At 64.1% G+C, this 21,960-nt stretch carries 20 protein-coding genes; 6 read left to right on the forward strand and 14 right to left on the reverse strand.

The genetic code is table 11. From position 1 onward, the window contains the following. Positions 1 to 85: 85 nt before the first annotated feature. The 5 genes from galU to PU724_RS09705 are packed head-to-tail and all read right to left on the reverse strand — an operon-like array spanning position 86 to position 5,128. Positions 86 to 982, reverse strand: a complete 897-nt coding sequence (galU, locus tag PU724_RS09685; RefSeq protein ID WP_127391423.1) for a UTP--glucose-1-phosphate uridylyltransferase GalU — start codon at positions 980 to 982, stop codon at positions 86 to 88. A 60-nt stretch (positions 983 to 1,042) separates the two neighbouring features. Further along, positions 1,043 to 2,011 carry a glycosyltransferase family 2 protein gene (locus PU724_RS09690; RefSeq protein ID WP_354420307.1) on the reverse strand — a complete coding sequence of 323 codons (969 nt, stop codon included), beginning with the start codon at positions 2,009 to 2,011 and terminating at the stop codon, positions 1,043 to 1,045. Then, positions 2,001 to 2,945, reverse strand: a complete 945-nt coding sequence (locus PU724_RS09695; protein WP_354420308.1) for a glycosyltransferase family 2 protein — start codon at positions 2,943 to 2,945, stop codon at positions 2,001 to 2,003. Before PU724_RS09695 ends, PU724_RS09690 begins: the two co-directional genes overlap by 11 nt. Next, on the reverse strand, positions 2,945 to 3,940 hold the full coding sequence (locus PU724_RS09700; RefSeq protein ID WP_354420309.1) for a glycosyltransferase family 2 protein: 996 nt from the start codon (positions 3,938 to 3,940) through the stop codon (positions 2,945 to 2,947). Before PU724_RS09700 ends, PU724_RS09695 begins: the two co-directional genes overlap by 1 nt. Positions 3,941 to 3,955: 15 nt before the next feature. Further along, entirely contained in the window at positions 3,956 to 5,128 is a 1,173-nt protein-coding gene (locus PU724_RS09705) for a glycosyltransferase (protein ID WP_135857900.1), read from the reverse strand. A 245-nt stretch (positions 5,129 to 5,373) separates the two neighbouring features. Here PU724_RS09705 and PU724_RS09710 point away from each other — a divergent pair, with 245 nt between their 5' ends. After that, positions 5,374 to 6,759, forward strand: a complete 1,386-nt coding sequence (locus PU724_RS09710) for a polysaccharide pyruvyl transferase family protein (protein WP_354420310.1) — start codon at positions 5,374 to 5,376, stop codon at positions 6,757 to 6,759. On the opposite strand, the gene PU724_RS09715 is transcribed toward PU724_RS09710, so the two are convergent. From PU724_RS09715 to PU724_RS09755, 9 genes are all read right to left on the reverse strand, one after another. Next, entirely contained in the window at positions 6,655 to 8,118 is a 1,464-nt protein-coding gene (locus PU724_RS09715) for a lipopolysaccharide biosynthesis protein (RefSeq protein WP_292170105.1), read from the reverse strand. The genes PU724_RS09710 and PU724_RS09715 overlap by 105 nt on opposite strands. Then, a complete protein-coding gene (locus PU724_RS09720) occupies positions 8,115 to 9,197 on the reverse strand; it encodes a glycosyltransferase (protein WP_426213145.1) in 1,083 nt (360 codons plus the stop codon). The genes PU724_RS09715 and PU724_RS09720 overlap by 4 nt, the downstream gene beginning before the upstream one ends. 385 nt (positions 9,198 to 9,582) lie before the next feature. Continuing rightward, on the reverse strand, positions 9,583 to 10,830 hold the full coding sequence (locus tag PU724_RS09725) for a glycosyltransferase (RefSeq protein ID WP_354420311.1): 1,248 nt from the start codon (positions 10,828 to 10,830) through the stop codon (positions 9,583 to 9,585). Between the two features lie 263 nt (positions 10,831 to 11,093). Beyond that, the gene (locus PU724_RS09730; RefSeq protein ID WP_127286255.1) at positions 11,094 to 12,173 is read right to left on the reverse strand and encodes a glycosyltransferase; all 1,080 of its coding nucleotides are present in this window, start codon (positions 12,171 to 12,173) and stop codon (positions 11,094 to 11,096) included. A gap of 32 nt (positions 12,174 to 12,205) precedes the next feature. After that, positions 12,206 to 13,537, reverse strand: a complete 1,332-nt coding sequence (locus PU724_RS09735; protein WP_127286256.1) for a UDP-glucose dehydrogenase family protein — start codon at positions 13,535 to 13,537, stop codon at positions 12,206 to 12,208. 157 nt (positions 13,538 to 13,694) lie between these two features. Next, complete coding sequence (exoK, locus tag PU724_RS09740; RefSeq protein WP_354420312.1) at positions 13,695 to 14,573, reverse strand: endo-1,3-1,4-beta-glycanase ExoK; 879 nt, start codon at positions 14,571 to 14,573, stop codon at positions 13,695 to 13,697. A gap of 141 nt (positions 14,574 to 14,714) precedes the next feature. Further along, complete coding sequence (locus PU724_RS09745) at positions 14,715 to 15,107, reverse strand: hypothetical protein (RefSeq protein WP_354420313.1); 393 nt, start codon at positions 15,105 to 15,107, stop codon at positions 14,715 to 14,717. Positions 15,108 to 15,233: 126 nt separating this feature from the next. Next, positions 15,234 to 16,253, reverse strand: coding sequence for a glycosyltransferase family 2 protein (locus tag PU724_RS09750; protein WP_354420314.1), 1,020 nt, complete (start codon positions 16,251 to 16,253; stop codon positions 15,234 to 15,236). Positions 16,254 to 16,317: 64 nt separating this feature from the next. After that, entirely contained in the window at positions 16,318 to 17,466 is a 1,149-nt protein-coding gene (locus PU724_RS09755; RefSeq protein WP_354420315.1) for a nucleotidyltransferase family protein, read from the reverse strand. Between the two features lie 498 nt (positions 17,467 to 17,964). On the opposite strand from PU724_RS09755, the gene PU724_RS09760 reads away from it, so the two are divergent. The 5 genes from PU724_RS09760 to PU724_RS09780 all read left to right on the forward strand — a co-directional run bounded on the left by PU724_RS09760 (position 17,965) and on the right by PU724_RS09780 (position 21,952). Beyond that, positions 17,965 to 18,117: a lasso peptide gene (locus tag PU724_RS09760; RefSeq protein WP_126056859.1), complete on the forward strand. Its 153-nt coding sequence runs from the start codon at positions 17,965 to 17,967 to the stop codon at positions 18,115 to 18,117. Positions 18,118 to 18,343: 226 nt separating this feature from the next. After that, positions 18,344 to 18,643, forward strand: a complete 300-nt coding sequence (locus PU724_RS09765) for a PqqD family protein (RefSeq protein ID WP_127311118.1) — start codon at positions 18,344 to 18,346, stop codon at positions 18,641 to 18,643. Continuing rightward, on the forward strand, positions 18,627 to 19,043 hold the full coding sequence (locus PU724_RS09770; RefSeq protein WP_127391465.1) for a lasso peptide biosynthesis B2 protein: 417 nt from the start codon (positions 18,627 to 18,629) through the stop codon (positions 19,041 to 19,043). Before PU724_RS09765 ends, PU724_RS09770 begins: the two co-directional genes overlap by 17 nt. 3 nt (positions 19,044 to 19,046) lie before the next feature. Then, the gene (locus tag PU724_RS09775) at positions 19,047 to 20,963 is read left to right on the forward strand and encodes a lasso peptide isopeptide bond-forming cyclase (RefSeq protein ID WP_354420316.1); all 1,917 of its coding nucleotides are present in this window, start codon (positions 19,047 to 19,049) and stop codon (positions 20,961 to 20,963) included. Then, positions 20,960 to 21,952 (forward strand): phosphoenolpyruvate carboxykinase (ATP), encoded by a 993-nt coding sequence (locus tag PU724_RS09780; protein WP_354420317.1) that lies wholly within the window; start codon positions 20,960 to 20,962, stop codon positions 21,950 to 21,952. The genes PU724_RS09775 and PU724_RS09780 overlap by 4 nt, the downstream gene beginning before the upstream one ends. Positions 21,953 to 21,960: the final 8 nt, after the last annotated feature.

Consider the following 21,960-nt stretch of genomic DNA (forward strand, 5'->3'; position numbering starts at 1 on the left):
CCAGAAAGCGCTTGGCCGGGTCGGCCAAGCGCGGCGGCGTCTGTCGCGCCATCATCGATACGCATATGCACCCAAAAGATGGGCATTATGCGGCTTCTTCCCGGCGCTCGTGCGTCCGGACGAATTGCTGCAGCATCTCGAAGACCGGTCCTTTCATGTCGTCGCGCGCCAGCGCAAAGGCGATGGTGGCCTCGATGAAGCCTTCCTTGGAGCCGCAGTCGAACATGCGGCCATTGAAGGGCTGGGCATAGAAGGACTGGCTCTGCGCCAGCCGCACCATGGCGTCGGTGAGCTGGATCTCGTTGCCGGCACCGCGCTGCTGGTTGCCGAGCAGGGCGAAGATCTCCGGCTGCAGGACATAGCGGCCGTTGATGTAGAAATTCGACGGCGCATTGGCGGGCGCCGGCTTCTCGACCATGGCGGTCACCTCGAAGCCGCTGCCGATCTCGGCGCCACGGCCGACGATGCCGTATTTGCTGGTCTCGCTCGGCTCGCAACGCTCGACGGCGATGACGTTGCCGCCGGTGCGCTGATAGAGGTCGACGGTCTCGGCAAGGCAGCCGCGGCCGCCGAAGGAGACCATGTCGGGCAGGAGCAGGGCGAACGGCTCGTCGCCGATCACCTCGCGCGCGCACCACACCGCATGGCCGAGGCCCTGCGGCGACTGCTGGCGGATGAAGGAGGTGGCGCCGGCGACGGGCAGCAGGCTTTCCAGCGACTGCAGCTGCGCCTTCTTGCCGGTCTGCTCGAGGGTCCCGATCAATTCAGGATGCAGGTCGAAATAGTCCTCGATGACCGCCTTGTTGCGGCCGGTCACGAAGACGATGTGCTCGATGCCTGCCTCGAAGGCTTCGTCCACCGCATATTGGACGACCGGCTTGTCGACCACGGGCAGCATTTCCTTCGGCATCGACTTGGTCGCCGGCAGGAACCGCGTTCCAAGCCCCGCCACCGGTATGACTGCCTTCCTGACTTTCTTCATCGCATAGTCCTTTTGAGAAGATCGATTTCAATATGCCGCAGGCTCCGAACCCACTCTCCGTCAGCCCGCACTCTCACCTCCCCGCCCCACGGCAAACTGTGCCGCAACCCTTCGCAGCCGGACGGCGATCGGCATGCTCATATGCCTGACCGCCGCCGGATCACTGAGCGCCGTCCATATCGCCTTGAGCGGCGACCGCGCCTTGATGTGCTGGACCAATGACAGGAACGAAGCCGCCCGGCGCAGGCTGCGGCCGCGCCTCAGGAACGCGGCCTGCGCCTTGCCTTCCATGGAATTGGAATAAGTGCTCGCGAAAGCGGCATCCGCCCCAAGCATCGCCTGGACATGATGCAGCTCCAGCACGCGGGAGATCGATCCGGTACGGATGTGGTAGACGTAGCCGGTCGTCGGCTCGACCACACATTTGCCGCCCCTGGCGAGCGCGCTGGCGAGCAGGATGTAATCCTCGCCGATGATCAGCTTCTCGTCGTAGCGAAGGCCGCTCTCCTCGAGGAAATCGCGCTGGAAGATCGGCTTGAGATAGCCGAGATTGAAGCGCGACTCGAAGACGATGTTGCCGGCGATGTAGTCGGCGAGCGAGATTTCGGCCAGGCCCTCGAGATAGTCGGCCGGGAACATCGTGTCCTCGGGCACGCCGTCCTCGCGCACGACCTGGAGGTTGTCGACCGCGATCACCGCGCCCGCCTTCTCGGCCCGCGCGATCATCGTGCATATCCGGCCGGGATAGACGGCATCGTCGGAATCGAGCACCGCCACCCACCGGCCGCGCGCGGCCTCGAGGCCGGCGTTCCTGGCGCCACCGGGGCCGCGATTGCGCTGAAGCGCGACGACGCGCACGATGTCCTCGGGATAGGAGCGCGCCACGTCGAGCGTCCGGTCGCGCGAGCAGTCGTCGACGACGATGATCTCCACGGAAACGTCGCGCTGGGCCATGGCGCTGGCGATCGCCCGGTCGAGCGTTGCCTCGGCATTGTAGGCGGCGATGACGAAGCTGACGTCAGGCTGCATGCTTGCCCCCTTGCTGCGGCGAGGACAGGCCGTACTGGCGGATCTCGCGCACGCCGACGAGGCCGCTGACGACGCCGACATGCATGATGCCGCGCAGCACGCTGCGGTTCCTGCGCACCGGGCTGATCGCGGTCAGCGCCGCCATGGCGAAGCAGTAGGCGGCCTTGGCCGAGGCGAGGCCGACTTGCGCGACGCGCCTGATGCCGCTCGCGCCGTGCCCGATGAGGTGTCCGTGCGTCTGCCCGAAGCGGAAGCGGCGGCGGCGCAGCCAGTCGAAGGCCGCCCTGGCATGCGGCACGACTTCCTCGACCAGCGCATCCGGCGCAAAGGCGATGCGGCCGCCGTCCCTGACCATGGTGTCGAAGAACTCGGTGTCCTCGCCGCCGGTCTGGCCACGCGCCAGGCTGAAGCGGCGGCCGCGCAGGCTCGCTTCGCTGGTTCTCAAGAGGACATTGCAGGTATAGCCGGTGCGGATCTCGCCGCGCACCCAGACCGGCAGGGTCGAGTGGAAATCGCCCTTGCGCATCCAGGCCGGCGCATCCGACCCGTAGCGCGCCCGCACCGGTCCGAGCACGGCGGTGGCGCCGCTCGCCTCGGCAGTCGCCACGAGCTCGGCCAGCCAGCGCACCGAAGCGGTCTCGTCGTCGTCGATGAAGGCGACAAGGTCCGACACGCTGGCGTCGAGGCAGGCGTTGCGGGCGATCGAGATGTTGCGCGCCGGCGCGTGGCGGTAGCGGATCGGCAGCTTCAGTTCCTGCGCCAGCGCCTTCACCAGCGGCTGAGCGCTCGGCTGGTCGTCATTGTCGGCGACGACCACGCCGATCTCGAAGCCGGCGGGCCTGTCCATGGCGGCGATGGAGCGCAGCGTGTCGGCAAGCTCGGGCCGCCGGAACGTGCAGACGCAGATATCGATGGAGCGGGTGTTGCCGACCATCACGCCACCCCGCGCTGCGATCGGCGCCCGAGGAGCTGCAGCCAGAAGCCGACGGACCAGCCGAAATGCATGACCATCGCCGACACGCCGACAAGCGTAAGTCCTGGGTTACGCTGCCTGATGGCGGTCGCGAGGCCGTAGCCGAGGCAGACCGCCGCCCACACCATGAACGGCACCGCCGCCAGCCAGTGGACGAAGGAGAAGGCGGCAAGCAGGACGACCGGGAACACCAGCAGCGGGATCATCTGCCGCAGCTTGGGCACCATGCGGTGCTTGAGCACGTTCCTGGCGCGGCCGCGGCCGTAGCCGAGATACTGGAAATAGAGGCTCTTCAGCGACGAGCGCGGATAATAGATCATGTGCGTCCTGCCGCTCATCCAGATGCGGTGGCCGGCCTGGCGCAGCCGGTAGTCGAGCTCGGCATCCTCATTGTGGCTGAAGGTCTCGTCATAGCCGCCGACCGCGGAAAAGGCCGCTATGCGCATCAACGCGTGGTGGCCGTGATCGACCCATTCGCCGGCCGACTGGTGCCGGTGCTTGGAGCCGCCGGTGCCGAGCTTGGAATTCTGTGCCGCCGCCACCGCCTTCTGCACCGCGCCGGTGCCGCTGGTCAGCATGGAGACGACGACCGAATCGGCGCCGGTGGCCGAAGCCTCCTCAACCAGCCGGTCGCAATAATCGTCGGGGTAGCCGCCATGCGCATCGATGCGGATGAGGTAGCGCGCGCCATCGCCATGGCTGGCGACCGCGAGATTGATCGCGGCACTCTGGATGCGCTTCGGATTGTGCATGAGCACGACCCGCGCATCGTGCCGGGCGATCCCCTCGACGATGCCAAGCGTCCCGTCGGCGCTGCCGCCGTCGGCAACGACGATCAGGGCGCCGAGCCTTTGCGCGGCGGGTTGCAACTGCTCGAGCAGCGCTCCGATATGGGCGGCCTCGTTCAGGCACGGAATCACGATCAGACTCGATGCTGGCACTGCGTTTGACGTCATGCGGTTCTTTCCATCCTATGCCAGCGCTTCGGCCGCGAAGGGCCCGGGCGCCGCCACAAGGCCGCGCAGCTTGTCGACGAAGGCGCGGCAGTCGCTGCGGTCGTAGCTCCAGGTCCTCGGATTGCGGGCCAGCACGCGGGTCTTGAGCTTGCCGAAGCGTTCCTGCTCCATCCGTCCGAGCGCCGTTTCGAGCCCTTCGGGCGTGGCCTCGGACAAGAGGACGCCGATGTCCTGCTGGTTGAGGAAACGGCCAGTTTCGGTGTGGCCCATCGAGATCGGCACGGCGCCGAAGCGGCAGCCCTCGTAAAGGCGGTTGGGCAGCAGCCATTCGGAGTTCTGCCCGGCTTCGAAGAAGTCGATGGCCCAGGAAAAATGCACGTCGCCATAGATCGCCGCCATGTCCTCCGGGTTGCGGTAGGGTCCGCGAAAGGAGAGCCAGGGCTCGGCCTCGACGAAAGCGTGGAAATCGGGAAATTCGGAGAGCGCCGGACGGCCGCGCAGGACGACCTCGAAACGTCCTTCGCGACGGCGGGTGAACTCAGCCAGCAGCTCCAGCGAGCGGCGGCAGCGCAGGGCGCCGAACCAGCCGATGCGCCAAGGGGGTGCGGCGGGACTCTGCGCCTTCAATCGTTCATCAACGGCCACGGCCGCGGTGTCGAAATATTTGTTCTCGACCAGTTCGACGGGCGCGGCGACCTGACCGAACGGCTTGAAATAATTGGCGATGAAGGCCGGAGACGAGGTCACGAGGAGCTTAACGTCGCGGGCGAGATAACGTTCCGCGCCGCGCAGCGCCTTGCCGACCAGATCGTCGCGCAGCACCAGGCGATGGATGTCGAGGCATTCGTAGACGAGCGGAACCCTGGCGCCGAGCGCGGCCTTGGCGCGGCGGGCAAGCGCCAGCATTTCGAGGTTGCGCGCAATAATGAGGTCGGGCCTCGGCATCGCCGCCAGCTTCGCGCCGATCCCGAACGCCGCCCTGGCGACCGCCGCCAGACGCTGGCCGAATCGGCCATCGCGCGTCGCGCCGAGATCGATCGGGCGCAATCCTTCGATGTCGGCAACCGGGCTGGTGGTGCGGCGGAAACCCGCCAGCGTCACCTTGGCGCCGCCTGCCCTGAGCATTGTGATCCGCCGGCGAACCGCCGGGTCGGATACGTCATGCACAAGGTACAAGACATGCAGCATGAAACTCGACCGCTGTTGGCCCACCCACGGCGAAGTTAGTACAGCTCTTGCTGCATCGCAACATTTTTGGTGCAGTGTAGCAAGAAAGCGAGCATTTTTGTTGCGCTGCAAAAAACATGCGTTAATCTTGGCTGTGCTCGAGCGCCAGCCAACCGTTGGCCCTATGCCGCGCTTGGACGGCTACACGGATGCCGACCAGATCCAGCTGCCTGACCGTAGAACCAACTCACGAATGGGGTGATACGATGAACATCGTCGTTGAAAACACAGTCTGCCTGAATACCGGGGATGCAGCAATTCTGCTGGCGATCCGCCATATCCTCAAGGCAGTTGTCGGCGACGAACCGCGGTTCTTCGTCTTCGACAGCCAGCCTGAAGTCGCCGCAAAACTCTACCCGAAGAAGGATTACCCGGATCTCGAATTTCACAAGCTGCTGTCGGAAACCATGTTCCGTTACAGCTACGGCAGCGGGCTGAAACACCGGCTAAAACCGCATTATAACCGGCTCGTCCTTCAGGTTTTGCAGCGTTTCGGCACCGAAACCTTCATCAGCCGCATCTTGTTCGGCGAAAGCGCCCGCCGCAGCCTCGATATCTATCGGAACGCCGGTCTCGTGGTCACGACAGGCGGCACCTATCTGGTCGAGAATTACAATCTCGAAAGGCGCCTGAACCAATTCCGTGTCGATGCGATCCTCGGTAAGGATCCGGTTTTCTTCACGCAATCCCTCGGTCCGTTCAACAAAAGTTACAATCGACAGGAACTGGGCCCGATCTTCGACCGGAGCCCGCTCATCCTGCTTCGCGACGAGCGCTCCAGAAACCACATACTGGACATGGTGAAGGAGCCCGGTAAGTGCCACGTCGTGGCCGATGCCGTCTTTGCGCTCGCCGATACGGACAGGATCGGGAAACGGCTGGCTTCCGCCCAACCGCCGGCGGAAACGGGCCGCGTCGCCATCTCCGTCCGCTACTGGAACTATGTCAATGACGGTGAAGGTGGCATGCGCCGCTATCTCGATTCGGTACGCGAAATCGCAACCATCCTCGTCAGGGATCACGGCAAGGAAGTGACCTTCGTCTCCACCTGCCAGGGCGTGCCGGAATACGCGCATGACGATTCCAAGACGGCGCGCGCAATCGTAGCTGAGCTTGATCCGGAGATCGCCAAGCATGTCAGCGTGGACGCTTCGTTCCACACCCCGGACCAGTTGATGGCGCTGGTGAAAGGCTTCGACTTCGTCGTCGCGACGCGCATGCACATGATGATCATGTCGCTTTGCGTCGGCACGCCGGTGCTGCCGATCGCCTATGAATTCAAGACCAAGGAAGTCGCCAAGCGCGTCGGTGTCGCAGACCTGTTGCTCGACATCGACACGGTGACGCCGCAGGAGGCAGCCGAAAAGCTCGGCAGGTTTGCCGCCAACCTCGACCAGTATCGCCGTACCAGCCTGCAGGCCGTGCTTGAAGAGCATGCTTCGGCAATGTCGGCCACAGGCTTGCTGAAGCCACTTATTCCAGGTGCTTCAGCGGATGTTGCGCGCGATGTTGGGAAGGGTGGCGGAAAGCATCCTACGCGATTGGGGAAAGATCAGCATCAAGACGAGGGCAAGCCCGTAGTTGAGGCATAGCGCCAGGGCCACGGCGAGAAGGTCTGATTGGGCCGTGAGCGACGCCGGCAGCCCCAGATAGGCCAGCCAGGCGAGCAGGGACGAGACGATGAAGAGCCCCTGCATGATCAGGAAATCGCCGGCAGTCACCGGGCCGACACGATGGACCAGCACGGCAAGCACCGGAACGCGCAGCACGTAGCCGCTGATCGCGTAGGCGGCCGCGACGCCGACAGCGCCCCAATGCAGGCCGACGATGAAGGCGGCGACCGTCGTCAGCGACGAGTAGATGCCCCACTGAAACATGGTTTTGGTCTTGCCCTGGCAGATGAATATCCACCCCGTGGTGCTTGAGACGGACTGCGTCAGGCTGGCGATGCCGAGCCAGGCAAAAATAGGCGCCACGGCGGTCCAGCGCGGCCCGAAAAGGAGCGCGACCACCTGATCCGAGGTCAGCGTCAGCGCCGCGATACCAGGCATGGTTACGGCCGCCAGCATCCAGTTGGTTCGCACGTAAAGGTCGCGAAACCGCGCCTTGTCCTCGTGAATTCGGCTGAGCAGAGGCACCATCACGCGCGTCAGCGGCTGGGTGATGTTCTGCAATGGAAACAACAGCAGCTTGTAAGCACGGTCGTAATAGCCGAGCTCGATTGCACCGGAATATTTTCCGATGAGGATGTTGTCGAGATTGCGCGAGAAAAAGTTGACGAGGTTGAAGCCGGTCAGATTGGCGCCGAACGACAATATATCGCCGTCGACCTTCAGGTCTGGCCGCGACGGCGTCCAACGGACCACCAGCCATGCTGCAGCCAGCGCAACGACTGCCGCGACAGCCGGCCCCAACACCAGCGACCAGTAGCCCATTCCCGCCCAGGCCGCGATCGCGGCGGCGAGAAGTCCGGCAGCGGCGGTTACGACATCGTTGAGCGCCAGCTGGCCGAATTGCAGGTGGCGGTTCATCAGCGCCAGCGGCACCGCGGCAATACTGCCAAGCAGCAGCGGCAGAGCAGAGGCAAGGGTGATGCCGAGCATGCGCTGATCGCCGTAGAAGGCGGCAATGGCCGGCGCGAGGGCTGCAACCACCACGGAACTGCCCAATCCGACAAGCGCGCTGACCCAGAAAACCTGATTGAGCTGTCGGTCGCTGATGTCCTTGCGCTGGACCAGCGCCTGCTGCAGGCCAAGGTTTTGCAGCAATCCGACGAAGGCGACGATCGGTCCGACGGACGCCACCAGGCCGAAATCCTCGGGCACAAGAAGTCGGGCCAGGATGATGACCGAGATGAACTGGATCACCATCTTGAAGCCTTGCGAGCCGGCCGTGACCAGCCCGCCTCGCAGGGCGACGCGGCCGAACTGAGGAGGCGGGTTGGCATTCATACGGGCGATCTCATCTTACAAAGCTGCGTTGCCATCTGGGCGAACCGCTCGTTGAGCATGTCCGCATTGAAATCCGCCTCGATCTTCTTTCGCGCAGCGAGCGCGATCGGCTCACACAGCTTTGGGTTCTCGGCGATCCAGGAGAGTTTGCCGGTCAGCGCCGCGACGTCCCGCTCGGGCGCGAGAAAACCTGTCTTCTGGTCCTCGATCAGCTCGGGAATGCCCGAATGATAAGTGCTGACCACCGTCAAGCCGGCGGCCATGGCCTCCATGAGGGCAACCGGTATGCCCTCGAGATCGCCATCGCGCGCGCCGACGCTTGGCAGAACAAACACATGGGCATCGCGCAGGCGCTGCTTGACCTCGGCATGCGGGCGTGGGCCGAGGAAAGTCACCCTGTCGGCGATGCCGAGATCGGCGGCAAGCCGCTTCAGCTCTTCCAGCAGTTCGCCGCCGCCGATCACCGAATAGATCCAGTCGCGGCGCGGCAGGGCGGCAAGCGCACGAAGCGCATACTCGATGCCCTTCTTCTCGGTCAGACGGCAAACAGAGATGAATGACAGCGTGTCCCGCTCCCAGGACCGCCACCGGTACTCTATCTCGCCAGGCCGCACGCCCATATGGTGCACCACGACCTTCGCTGGCGGTGCCCCGACATCGATCAGGGCGCTGCTGAAAAAGGCATTCACCGGCAGTTGGAGAACGCCTTCTTCGAACACGGTCTTGTAGCGTCCAAGCGTATTGTCATGCATCGGCCCGCCGACATCATTGCCATGGAATATCGTCACCAGCGGTGCGGAAATCCTGCCCCGCTTGATGACGCGGGCGACGCGCAGGCCGTTGGTGCCGAAATGCGCAACGATGACGTCGGCCTTCCGCAATTTGTGCGCGTTGACGAGATCGAGGGCGGTCGAGAGCTTGTCCCACAGCCTGCCTGACCATTTCCTGAGGAGTGGCCGATAGCGGCCGAGGCTACCCCACCAGCACACGACCTTGCCGGGCAGCGCCTGCCAGCGCCGATCGTCGATATTGTGTTCCTTGCCGAAGGTCGTCTCGTTGCAGACGACGCCGACTTCCATGCCGTGTTCAAGGCATCCGGCTATCTGGTCGAGGACGAAAGTCTCGGACAATGAAGGAAACTTGTCCACCACGAAGCAAATCTTCATCGGCAGGATGCGCTCGCGCGGATATCGACCAGGCGCCCCGTTCCGCACGACCACGCGGGACGTGCGCAAACCTTGCGGGATGGCTGTGGGAAATCATCTTCGACCGCGCCGGGAGCCGGTGTGCTCTCAATGACAGCCGGGCCGGAAACGTCGTGCCCGAGGCACAAGACATGCAGCATGAAACTTGACCGCTGTTAGGCCCACCCGCGGGGAACGTTAGTACAGGTCTTGCTGCACTGCAACATTTTTGCTGCAGCGTAGCAAGATTTCCCGCAACTTCACGCCGCCGTTGAATCAATCACTGAGGCGCAGTGTCAGCCGGCAGGCTGCCCGTAAGGACCTTGGCAAAGCTGATATGCCTGGTGGATTCATTTGCTGACCCTAGCGCGGCCAGTTGGGTAACGATCTGCGCAAAACGTTCATTCAGCATATCTGCGTTGAACTCTTCCTCGACCTTGCGACGAGCGGCAAGCGCGACAGCTTCGCATTCCTTCGGGTGTTCGGCGACCCAGGCAAGTTTGCCGGCAAGCGTCGAAACATCCCGCTCGGGTGCGAGAAATCCTGTCTCCAGGTCCTGGATGAGCTCGGGGATCCCCGAGTGAACCGTGCTGACCGCAATCAGCCCGGCGGCCATGGCTTCCATAAGCGCGACCGGGATGCCCTCCATGTCCCCGTTGCTGGCGGTGATACTCGGCAGCAAAAAGAGATGCGCCGCGCGAAGCCGTCGTTTCACCTCCATGTGGGGAAGACTGCCAAGGAATGTTACGCGTCCCGTCAAGCCCAGCTCCGCGGCCAGCCTCTCCAAATCCATCCGCAGTGGACCGTCCCCGATAATATCGTAGCGCCAGTCTATCTGCGGATGGGAGGCCGCGAGTGCGGCCAAGGCACGCAAGGCGAACTCGACGCCCTTCTTCTCCACCAGGCGGCAAACCGTTGTCACGATCAGCGGGGTGCCCTCCCACGATTCCCAGCGGTAGCTGATCTCGCGGGCATCGATTCCCATGTGGTGGACCGTAGTGCTCGCCGGGGACATGCCGGCTTCGAGAAGAAGCCCGCGGAAGAAATCGTTGACCGTCAGGTTCAAGGTCCCATGCTTGATGAGCCCAGCATATTGTGTTGCAAGCACTGCCTGCCGCGACGGGATGGCGACATCTGCGCCGTGAAAGATGGTTATGACCGGCGGCTTGAGGAACTTCCATTTCTTCAGCGCAGCAGCTCTCTCGCCGTTCTGTCCGAAGTGAGCGACAATCACGTCACAGCGGTTCAGGCGGCGCGCAAAAACCATATCAAGAGCGGTCGAAACCTTGTATCGCAGGCCCGGCGGCAGCCGCCGTACGAATTCGCGGATTCCAGCGGCCCAACTCCACCAATGCCGGGTTCTGGCCAGCAGCGTCGCCATCGGCTCGCTTTGCCGGTCTATTCGGTCGTCACCTTTCATCCTGTCGCACACGACCTCGACCTCGAAGCCGCGCTCCAGCAGCCCAGCCATCTGGTCCGCAACGAAAGTTTCCGAGAGAAGTGGGAATTCGCCCACGACAAAGCCCATGCGCATCGCCCGCCTGCAAGGTTGGGACTTGGCCAGACCCCCAAGCGGTCCGCGTCGCGCAAGCCCTAATGTAGACGGACAGAATACACGTTGATTGCTGCGATGCCACAAGAATATTGCACTGCAACATCACAAACGAGATAGCCAGGCAATGCCTGGAACCGGGGGCATGAGGCCTTGCGCAACAGCCCGCGCCCGCGGCGCTAGCGAGGCCTATCTGCGAGCGCGGATCCGGCTAGTGCATGTCGCCCCCAGGACGGGTTTCAGGCGGCACGCTCCAGCCCGCTTCGCCTGGCATTGTCGAGGACATTAAGGAATGTCGCGAACTGTTTGTCCGGATTCATCTGCGGCCGTTCTGAAAACAACAGCGCCGCTGCTGAAAGCCGGTCGTACTCGGCCTTGTCGTTCCACAATTGCCTGATCGTCGCAACCCAGTCGGCGAGCGGAGCGTCGTAGTCGAGCACGACGCCACCGGCGCCGATCGCTTCCGGCAGCCCGCCGCGCCGGGACCCGACGACAGGGATGCCGCTGCAATGGGCCTCGGATGCTACCCTGCCCCAGGCCTCTTCCCATTTGCTGGGCGCAAGCAGAATCTTCGTGCGGCCGTAGACCGTCTTCATATCGCTGGTGCGGCTTTCCAGGGTGGCGTTGCCCAGCGGAGCAATGGTTCTTTCGATCTCAGCCCGGTGGTCGTCGTCAAGCATCCAGCTCTCGACGAACAGGAACGGAATTTCAGGGCATTCGCCGGCAATGCGGACCGCCAGTTCGAATCCCTTTTCGTTGTAGGGGTTGATCATCGTCACGAACTCGCGGGTCGTCGGCGTGCTGTAAGTTCCGGGATTGATGGTGGGCGGAATCACCGTCGAATCGATGCCGAATTTTTCCTTGTAGGTGCGGGCGGTGAACTCCGAATTGGCGATGTAGAGCGCCGAGCGCAGTTCGCGCAGGTCGCCAGCCAGTTCATGGAATTCGACATTCCTCAGATAGACAACCAGCGGCACGCCCAGCGCCTGCAGTTCCCTGCCAATCGGCACCGACTTGTGGCACTGGACCACCGCGACATCGGGCTTCAACCGTTCGACCGCGAAGCCCGCCGCCTCCCAGGGGAACCATGCCCGCACCACCGGGTAACCGGGAAAGGTGTCGATGACGGCGCGCTGGCGGAGCAGTTTCATCTTGGCGCGCGCCTTGAAGCCGAACATGCCGTCGCCGAACAGCGCCGCCAGGACCGAGGCCTCATGACCGTTTTCGCGCAGCTGCTCGACCAGATGGTGCGTGCTCGACTGAACACCGCCGCTGAATTGTGGCGTGTAGCCGTTGCCGCCTGCAAACAGAACTTTCATGGACCCTGGCTCCTTGTTGTGCCGCCCTGCCCTCACGCCGCCATCCTGCCGATGCTGAAATATTCGATGCCGTAGCGGGCGATGACCTTGGGATCGTAGAGGTTGCGGCCGTCGAAGATCACCGGCGTGGTCAGCGCATCCTTCAGCGCATCGAAGGAGGGCGCGCGGAAGCTCTTCCATTCGGTGCAGATCAACAGCGCGTCGGCGCCGCGCAGCGCCGCTTCCTTGGTGCCGCAGAGCAAAAGGTCGTCGCGCAGGCCGTAGATGGCCTGGCATTCCTGCATTGCCTCGGGATCGTAGGCCTGCACGTTGGCGCCGGCCTGCCACAGCGCCTCCATCAGCGTGCGCGCAGGCGCCTCGCGCATGTCGTCGGTGTTGGGCTTGAAGGCCAGGCCCCAGAGCGCGAAGGTCTTGCCCTTGAGGTTGCCCTTGAAATAGCGGTGCACCTTGTCGAACAGCACCGACTTCTGCTCGTTGTTGCGCTCCTCGACGGCGCGCAGCAGCTTGGCGTCGAACTTGACGCCTTCGGCGGTCTTGATTAGCGCGCGCACGTCCTTTGGAAAGCACGAGCCGCCATAGCCGAGGCCGGGATAGATGAAGTGGTAGCCGATGCGCGGATCGGAGCCGATGCCTTTGCGCACCTCCTCGATGTCGGCGCCCAGTTGCTCGGCCAGGTTGGCCATCTCGTTCATGAAGCTGATCTTGGTCGCCAGCATGCAATTGGCGGCGTATTTGGTGAACTCGGCGCTGCGCACGTCCATCACGATCATCTTCTCGTGGTTGCGGTTGAACGGCGCATAGAGTTCGCGCATCACCGCCTCTGTATCCTCGCTGGACGTGCCGACGATGATGCGATCGGGCTTCATGCAGTCGGCGACGGCCGAGCCTTCCTTGAGGAATTCCGGATTGGAGGCGACGTCGAAAGCGAGATCCTCGCGTCCTCTCGCCTTAAGCGTTTCGGCGATCCGGGCCTTGATCTTCTCGCAGGTGCCGACCGGCACCGTCGACTTGCCGACGACGATCTTGGGCGCCTCCATCTCGCGGCCGATGGCCTCGGCGACGGCGAGCACGTATTTGAGATCGGCCGAACCGTCCTCGCCGGGCGGGGTGCCCACGGCGATCATCTGGATCTGGCCGTGCTTGACCGCGGCGACGGCGTCGGTGGTGAAGCGGATGCGGCCGGCCGCGTGGTTCTCCTTGACGAGCGCTTCGAGCCCGGGCTCGAAGATCGGGATCAGGCCCTGGTTGAGCCGCTCGACCTTTTTCTCGTCGATGTCGACGCACACCACCTGGTGCCCGACCTCCGCCAGCACCGCGGCCTGCACGAGGCCGACATAGCCAATTCCAAAGACGGTCAAATTCATTCGGTTTTGTTCCTGTTCAGGGCCGTCTTCGGTCCGGCCGGTTCAATGTTGCCTGGCCGTGATCCCCACGGCTGTTCCTGTTTGAGCGAACCTAAGGCCTGCGCGGCAAAATCGGTTCCTGGCTTTGCCGCGTCGACCTTGGGTTCGGATGATAACCCTAGTTGCTGTTGGCGCCGCTATTTATGCCGCACGCCAGCGATTCCTTGAACTGGCATGGTTCGCCCAATGCCGTGAACGCGACGCGCTCGACCTGCATTGTGACCTTGCGGCCAGGGTCCGAAAAGGGGCCCATCCAGTTGGTCAGCTTTTCGCTGCCCCAGAGGCTGAAGAATATCTTCTGCGAATGGGTCGGCAATTCCGCGGGGTTGGTCACTTCCTGGACCAGCTTGCCGTTGACGTAGAAGCGCAAGCGCTCCTTTTCCCAGACAAAGCCGTAGTCGTTGAAGCCCTTGTCGGTGCCACCCTCGACATCGGCGAGCTTCTCGTTCTTCGGCTTGCCGGAAATGTAGGTGTTGACCTGGACCTTCGAGGTGTCCTTGGTCAGGACCTCGAAGTCGATCTCGTCCCAGGGCTGCTTGTCGGCGGGACCGATGTAGGAAAAGAAGGCGGCGTTGAGGCCGGATCCGGTGTCGGTTTTCATGCGCGCTTCGTACGTGCCGTAGCCGTAGCGCTTCTTGGTCTGGACCTCGCCGCAGGCGAATTCGCGGTCCTTCACCTGGCGCTTCTCGAAACCGAGCGTCAGCACGCCGTCGGAAAGCTCGACCAGGCTCTTCGACCAGGTGCAATTCTGGTGGGGGCCGTTCGACCAGCCGTCGGAAACATACCAGCGCGAATGATCGAAACTGGTGAAATCATCGACGAATGAAGGCGCGCTCTGCACGTCCTGCGCACGCGACGGATGTGGGGCTGCGACCAGGCTTGCGGCAACGGCCAGAAGAAGCGCGCCTGCCGAGCAGAACCGCCGCAGGCCCGCTTGCCGCTGTGACGGCATCGCATCGGCCGCGACGATGGGGGTAGTCTTCGGATATGCGTTCATACCAACTCACCTTTGTGCTGTCCGCCCCAACCCAAAAGTCACCAAATGACCCGCCCGCGCGAGCCGCTTGAACCTCCGCCCCTAGAACTCCTTAACTGTGCCTCGTACCAAACCTGTGCCTGCGGACCCGTGTTCGCGCCGTCAGCGTCCGCCTGCCGACTTGACGAAACCGGTCCGCGAATCGGGACCTTGCGCACTCTCGTCGACAATCGCGTCGATCGAATGACGCAGTTCCTTCATCACGCCGTTCTGGCGGGCAAGCTCGGCGATGCGCCGCTCGCAATTCAGGATCGACTTCGTCAATTCGCTGACTTCCGACGACTTGCCTGTCGACGCCGAACCGTTCTCCATCGCCTCGACCAGGAAAGCGGCATTCGTCGCCTTCGTCCGGTAGCGATTCTCAAGCCCGGTCTTCTCCGCCTCGATCTCGCCGGCAATCTGATCGAGCAGCCTTGCCAGACGATCGAAGCGCTGGAGATCGGTCTGCCGGTCCCGGGCCGGATCCCTGGATCTGAAGCCGAATATCGAAGCCATCCGGTTGGCCTTCCAAAATTGCTGCACCGCAACATACACTGCCATTCCGGGGACGAGTAAGCAACCTCGGAGTTTGGCAATGGCGATTTTTTCGCGTTTTGGCCCACCGCGGCGCCGCGGTCCGGCTTACTTTTCAACAGCTTGCGCGTTGGCGGCCATGAGGAAGCGCATCGGCGGCACCGGCCGCTTGGGGGCAAGGCCGGCCTGGCGAAACAGCGCCTCGAACTTGTCGGCGGCAACGCCCAGGACGATAGGCAAGAGGTTCGACTGGCTGGCCAGCGCGTAGGCGGCGGCCGATGCCAGACCGCGCTCGGCCTTCACGTCGAGGAAATTGCGCAGCCGGTATTTGTCGCGCACGTGACGCTCGTGCTTTCTCAGCGCCGCCTTGGACGTTTCCGGCAGGCTGTCGATCGCAAGCAGCGCAAGGTCCGCATCGGCCAGGCGCTTCAGATCCTGCGTCTTGTGGCGACCGCTGAGCGAATCGGCGCGCACGATGGCGCCGTAGCCGCAGGACCGGATGACCTTGAAGCGCGCGCCGCAGGCGACCGCGCGGGCATAGAGCTCATAGTCCTCGCCGAGGCGCAGCTTCTCGTCGTAACGCAGCCCGTGGCGATCGAGGAAGGCCCGGCTGATGACGGGCTTCAGGAAGCCAAGCTCGCCGCGCTGCACGCGGCGCCTGGAGATGTTGCCTTCGACGAAGCGCTCGAAGTCGAGGAATTCCGGATCGGCCGAAAAGGGCGGGGCGACGACCTTGGAGACGTCGGTGGCCGTATCGTCCCTGATCAGCATGATGTTGTCGGCGGCGAAATCCCAGTCGGCGCTGGCGAACAGCCTGCGAAAACGGCCCTCGAGGAAGAAATCGTCGGCGTCGAGAATGCTGATGAACGGCGCGCTGGAGCCGGCAATCGCGGCGTTGCGGGCAAAGGACGGACCACGGTTGACGTCGAGACGCATGACCTTGAGCCTGCCGCTGCCGTCATCGGCGGCGTGCGCGACCTCGGCTGTGTCGTCGGTGGACGCGTCGTCGACGACGACGACTTCGGCCACCTCCGGCTCGCGCAGCGCCGAAGCGATGGCGGCCGGGATGGTCCGGGCGGCGTTGCGGGCGGCGATGATCACGCAAACCCGGGACATTGTACTGGACATCAATTCACCTCTCGATTGAACGAGTTCTTCCAAATTTGCTGCCCCTTGATGCCCAAGACGTTCGTCACCGGCCGCCCGCCTCGCCGACTGCCGGCCGTTCGAAAATGCGCCGGCTGAGATCGGCCGAGGCTGCCCAGCCGGCCTCGGCCAGATAGCGCACCGGCGCGCGGCCGCACAATTCCCAAAGCACCGTGCGGCGCTGCGGCCAGCGCAACGACGACAGCCAGGGCGCGATCACCATGTGGAGCAGGTCGGCATTGTCGATGCGCGACAAGATCCGCGTGGCGCGCTCCGACAGCAGCGTGCCCGCTCCACCAAGCAGCACGTCGGCGGCCCGAAGGCCAAGCAGCAGCGTGTCCGCCAGCCCCTGCCCGGTTGCGTAGTCGAGCACGTCCCGCTGCTCGGCCTCGCTCAGGCGACCGGCGCTCGCCCTGACGTCGCAGACATAGCCGGCGCAGGGTTCGCGGTTGAAGAACGCCTTGGCGACGTTGATGCAGGACAACAGCAATGTGTCGGAAGCCGAGATGAAGGGCACATGACCGCCGGCAATCCCGACCTCGCGCTTGCGCCGCAGGAAACCATCGGTGTCGCGGGGGCTCGGCGAGCCGGGCTGCTGCAGCCGGTAGTGGAGGTCGACGGTGGACGCCTTGGCGTCACCGCCGCGGATCATGTGCTGCTCGCCGAGAAAGCGCAGCCACCAGAGCGAGCGCGACTGGCCGGCGACCTCGTAGCCGATCGCGCGGAGCGCCTCGCGCGCCTTGGCGAAGCCCGCCTGCGAGACGAGGATGTCGACATCGCCCGACGGCTTCATGAAGTGATCGCCATAAAGCAGTTGCTGCTGGAACGGTCCCTTCAGGAACACGAAATCGATCTGCCGGTCGCGCAGCACCTGGTGGATGGCCAGCGAATCCATGATGCCGGACGAGTTCATCGAGACCGTGCGGCGGCGGTAGGTGTCGAGCCAGCCAAGCAGTTCGGACGACCCCTCGCCGGCCCCGGCACGGGACAAGGCCTTGAGAACGAAGATCGCGACCTTGTTCAGTCTGGCGATGTCGGCAACCCTGGCGATGGAGATGGACGGCGCCGCCGCCCCGCCTGCCACCGCGCCCATGCCGGGCGAGAAGAACAGCCTCAGGCAGGCCTGCACATAGGCGACCTCATCTGCGCAGTCGGCGGCGCGCAGCCTTTGGTAAGCACTTTCCTGCACGGCCATTCCCGACAAGGTCCTCGCAAAAATCCGCCCTACGCGTTTTATTGCAACTGCGAAGGAAAGCATCGCTAAAATCATCGCCGCCGTCCAGCTTTTCCTCCGGCGGGGCGGCTGGCTGCAACTGTAGCGTTTACACGCCATCGCGCGGCGGCGACACGCCTGGCGGTCCAGCCCAGGGTCCGGGATCGGCAAGAGTTAAGGGCATCGCGCACAAAATTCTACATGCCTAGAACGCAGGCAAGCGAGTCAAAGAATTTATCATAATCAAATCATATGCTTAAATAGACGTCACGGACGCGTCGTTGAATTCCGCTATGGGGCAAGGCCAGGAGGGCTCGTGCAAAAGGTTGATCACCAACCAAGGCAGGCGCAACCAAGAATTGATTAATGGTTGGTAAATCAGGCTTGACTCATTTAGGGTGCCATGCAGCTATTGCATTGCAGCATAGAAATGTGCTGCCGGCACTCGACAGGCCGTTTCCAGTCCTATCGGAGAGTAAAATGGAACAGAATGTTGAAAAGCAAGAGTACGAGACGCCGAGCCTGACGGTTCACGGTTCGATCGAAACGATCACGCAAGGCGGCTCGGGTACGACGGCGCTCGACGCGGCATTCCCCGCGCACACGCCTTTCGACCAACTTACGTTCTCTTGAGCTTGATTGTGTTCCGGGGCGAAGAAGTTGGGGCTCCGAATACATCTTCTCGGGGAGCCGGGGGATCCATTCCCCCGGCTTTCTGCCCGGAGCCAGAACTGTCCCGGTGAACCGGGAAGAGATCTCGGCTTCTGCTCGACCATGACCTCTCCTGGACGGATCGGCTGAGGTCGATCGATCCTGTCCCGGAACTGACGAAGCGTAGCGTTTTGTAGGGAGGTTTAGGATGACCTGGGATCCGGCGGATCAAGACCGCGTAACCGCCACCAGCGATGCCGTGGCTTGCGAATTCGGCAGCGGACTGGCGTTGCTCAACCTGAAATCGAACATCTACTACAGCCTGAACAGCGTCGGCGCCTATATCTGGGAACTGATCCAGGAACCGCGGCCGATCGCCGACATCCGCACCGCGGTGCAGACGCGCTACGACGTCGATCCGGAGCGCTGCAAGGCCGATGTCGACGGGTTGTTGAAAGGCCTGGCCGAGGCAGGGCTTGCGAGGCTCCACCATGAGGAACTTGTCTAGGCTCCTCTCGCTGAGCGGCCCGCAGATGCTGTTTCTGGCGCGCTGCCTGCTGGTGGTCGCCGCCGCGCGGCTGGGGCTGACGCTGTTTTCCTTCAACCGTGTTCGGAGCCTGGTGACGCGGCTCGACGCGCGCGAGGCGGCCAGCGTCGCCGATCTGAGACACATCGCCTGGGGTGTCGCGGCGGCCGCTCGCCTTGTCCCCCATGCAAGCTGCCTCACCCAGGCGCTGGCGGGCCAATACCTTCTCGCCCGCAAGGGCAAGGCCTCGAATATACGCATCGGCATCGAGCAGAACACGGGCGCCGAGCTGAAGGCGCATGCCTGGCTGATGAGCGGCAACCACATCGTGCTGGGCGGCTCGCTTGCCGGGTTCGCCCATCTCGTCGACCACGGTCAGTAGACGATGAGCGGCGTGGCCGGAATCCTGTCCAGGCGGAAGGGCAAGCCCGCCACCGCGGCCGACATCCAGCAGATGCTGGCGCGCATGCGGCACCGCGCCCGCGACGGCGCGTCGTGGTGGTCCGACACGATTATCACGCTTGGCCACGCCTGGCTGAACACGACGGGCGAGGCAGGACCGGGCCCGCTGACGATGGCCGGCGGCAGGCTGGCGATCACCGCCGACTGCCGGCTGGACAACCGCGACGAATTGCTGGCCAGGCTCGGTACACGGGACAGGTCGGTCGCCGACGCCACGCTGGTGATGCGCGCCTATCTCAACTGGGGCGAGGCCTGCCCCAGCTATCTGCAAGGCGACTTCGCCTTCGCCATCTGGGACAGCGAACGCCAGGCGCTGTTTTGCGCCCGCGACCATTTCGGGGTCAAACCCTTCTACTATCATGCGAGCGACCGGCGGTTTGCCTTCGCGTCGGAGATCGGACCGCTTCTCGGCCTCGATGAGGTCGGCACCCGCCTCAGCGAGCACCAGATTTCCGGCTTTCTCGCAGGGCTGCCGGATGATCCGCAATCCACGGCTTACACCGACATCTTTCGCTTGCCGGCCCGCCACAGCCTGACGGTGACGGACAGCCAGGTGGCGCTGCGCCGCTACTGGCAGATCGAGCCGTCGCGACGGCCGCTTCGATCGGATGCCGCCGAAGAATTCCGGCACCTGTTTTCGCAATCCGTCCGCAACCGCATGCGCGGCACCGATGCGGTTGGCGCGATGCTGAGCGGCGGCCTCGATTCCTCCTCGATCGCCTGCGTGGCCGGGCTGGAGAATACGGCGCGGAGAAAGCCGAAACTGCCGACCTTCTCGCTGATCTTCGAGAAGGGCTCCTCGATGGACGAAAAGCCCTTCATCGACGCGGTGCTTGGCAAGCCGAGCCTCGACGGCACGTTGATTGCCGTCGGCAACTATGCGCCGTTCGCCGAGTTCGAACGCATCCTGGAGGAGCAGGAAGGCACCTTCCTGGCGCCCGGCCTGTCGCTGACCCGCAGCATCTACCGGACCGCGGGCGCGAAGGGCGTGAAGGTGCTGCTCGACGGTCATGGCGGCGACGAGGTGGTGTCGCAGGGCCACGGCCTTCTGCACGAGCTGGCCATAGCCGGCAGGTGGATGGAGCTGTGGCGCGAATTGCGCGGCGCCTCCAACACCTATGGCGACGGCATGCTCGGCATGTACTTCAAATTCCTGACCGTCTACGGACCAGCCTGGCGGATCGCCAAACTGCGCGGGATGGCCAATCGCATCCTCGGCAGGTTGCGGCGCGGGCCGGCGCCGGCGCCGCGCGGTTGGGGCGGGCTGGTCAATCCGGAGCTTGCCCGGCGCACCGAGCTTGCCGAACGGTTCCACAGGGCCGGCTACATGCCGTCCAGCGTCAGCGCCAGCGAGGCGCTGACGCATCGCTGGATCCTGTCGACGGGGCTGGTGCCGCACGCCTTCGAGGTGCTCGACAAGGCCGCCGCCAATTTCGGCGTCGAGCCGCGCTATCCGTTCTGGGACAAGCCGCTGGTCGAGTTCTGCCTGGCGCTGCCGGGCGAGGAGAAGCTGAACCGGGGCTTTGGCCGCTACGTGCTGCGCCGCGCCATGGACGGCATCCTGCCGCCCGCTGTGCAGTGGCGACGCGACAAGATCGATTTCACGGCCAACCTGGTCAAGGGCATGGTCGGCAACCACCGCGACCTGCTGGACAGGGTGCTGGTGTCGGACGCCGGCCTGATTGAGCCCTATGTCAATCTGCCGGAGGTGACCGCCGCCTATGCCCGCATCCTGCGGCGGCCGGACGAGGCGGAGCCGCTTGACGTGCAATATGTCTGGCGCTCGACCTCGCTGTCGCTCTGGCTGCGTCAGGTCAAACTCGGCGGGAGCCACGCATGATGTCGTTCAACGGTTCGCTTGCGCACGATCTTCGACAGGACCCGGCCAGGCCGGCGGCCGAGAGCGGCCGGGAGCGCCGCTTCTACCGCGCCTATGGGCTGACGATCAGTTCGGAGGTGGCCCTGCCCGAGCTGGAGGCAACGGCGCCGGCAGCCGCCGACGTCGTGATCGCGGTCCGCCCGATCGACTATCCAAAACCCCGGTCCGAAGCCGGAATCGCCTTCCGCTTCGAGCCTTCGCGCCAGTATCTGGCCTGGGACGCGGTTGGCGCCTTCCTGGTCAGCGATGCCCGCCGCATCGACATCGAGCCGGCGCCCGGCATTGACGACCAGCTGATCGCCTTCCCGCTGCTGGGGCCGGTCATGGCGCTGCTGCTGCATCAGCGCGGCCTGCTCGTGCTGCATGCCAGCGCGATCGCCGTCGGCGGCAGCAGCGCGATCTTCATGGGCGACAAGGGCGCCGGCAAGTCGACCACCGCCGGCGCCATGATCAGCGCCGGACACCGGCTGCTGACCGACGATGTCGTGGCACTGGACCTGTCCAGGCCGAACGAACCGGTGATCGTTCCCGGCTTTCCGCAACTGAAGCTCGCCGCCGATGCCGCCGCCGCCATCCCGATCCGGCAAGCGGAAGTGCGTCCGCAAGCGCATCCGGCGATCGACAAGGCGCAGCATCGCCTGCATGGCGGATTTGCCGGCGACGCGGTTTTGGCAACGCGGATCTACATCCTGCAGCGCGGCGACAAGGCCGCGGCCTCGCGCCTGCCCGGGCCAGGCGCCCTGTCGGCGATCATCAAATTCTCCTACGTGACGCGCTTCGGCCGCGCGGCGCTGGTCGGCGACTTCGCCGCCACGCATCTGCGCCAATGCGCGGCGCTCGCCAGCCAGATCGGCGTATACCGCCTCGAAGTGCCGACCGGGTTGGAGCGCATCGGCGAGGCCGTCGCCCTGATCGAGCGCGACCTGGCGGCCGGCGACGGGGCCCGGTGAGGCGCGCC

The organism is Mesorhizobium abyssinicae, assembly GCF_049887195.1.
Lineage (GTDB): Bacteria > Pseudomonadota > Alphaproteobacteria > Rhizobiales > Rhizobiaceae > Mesorhizobium > Mesorhizobium abyssinicae.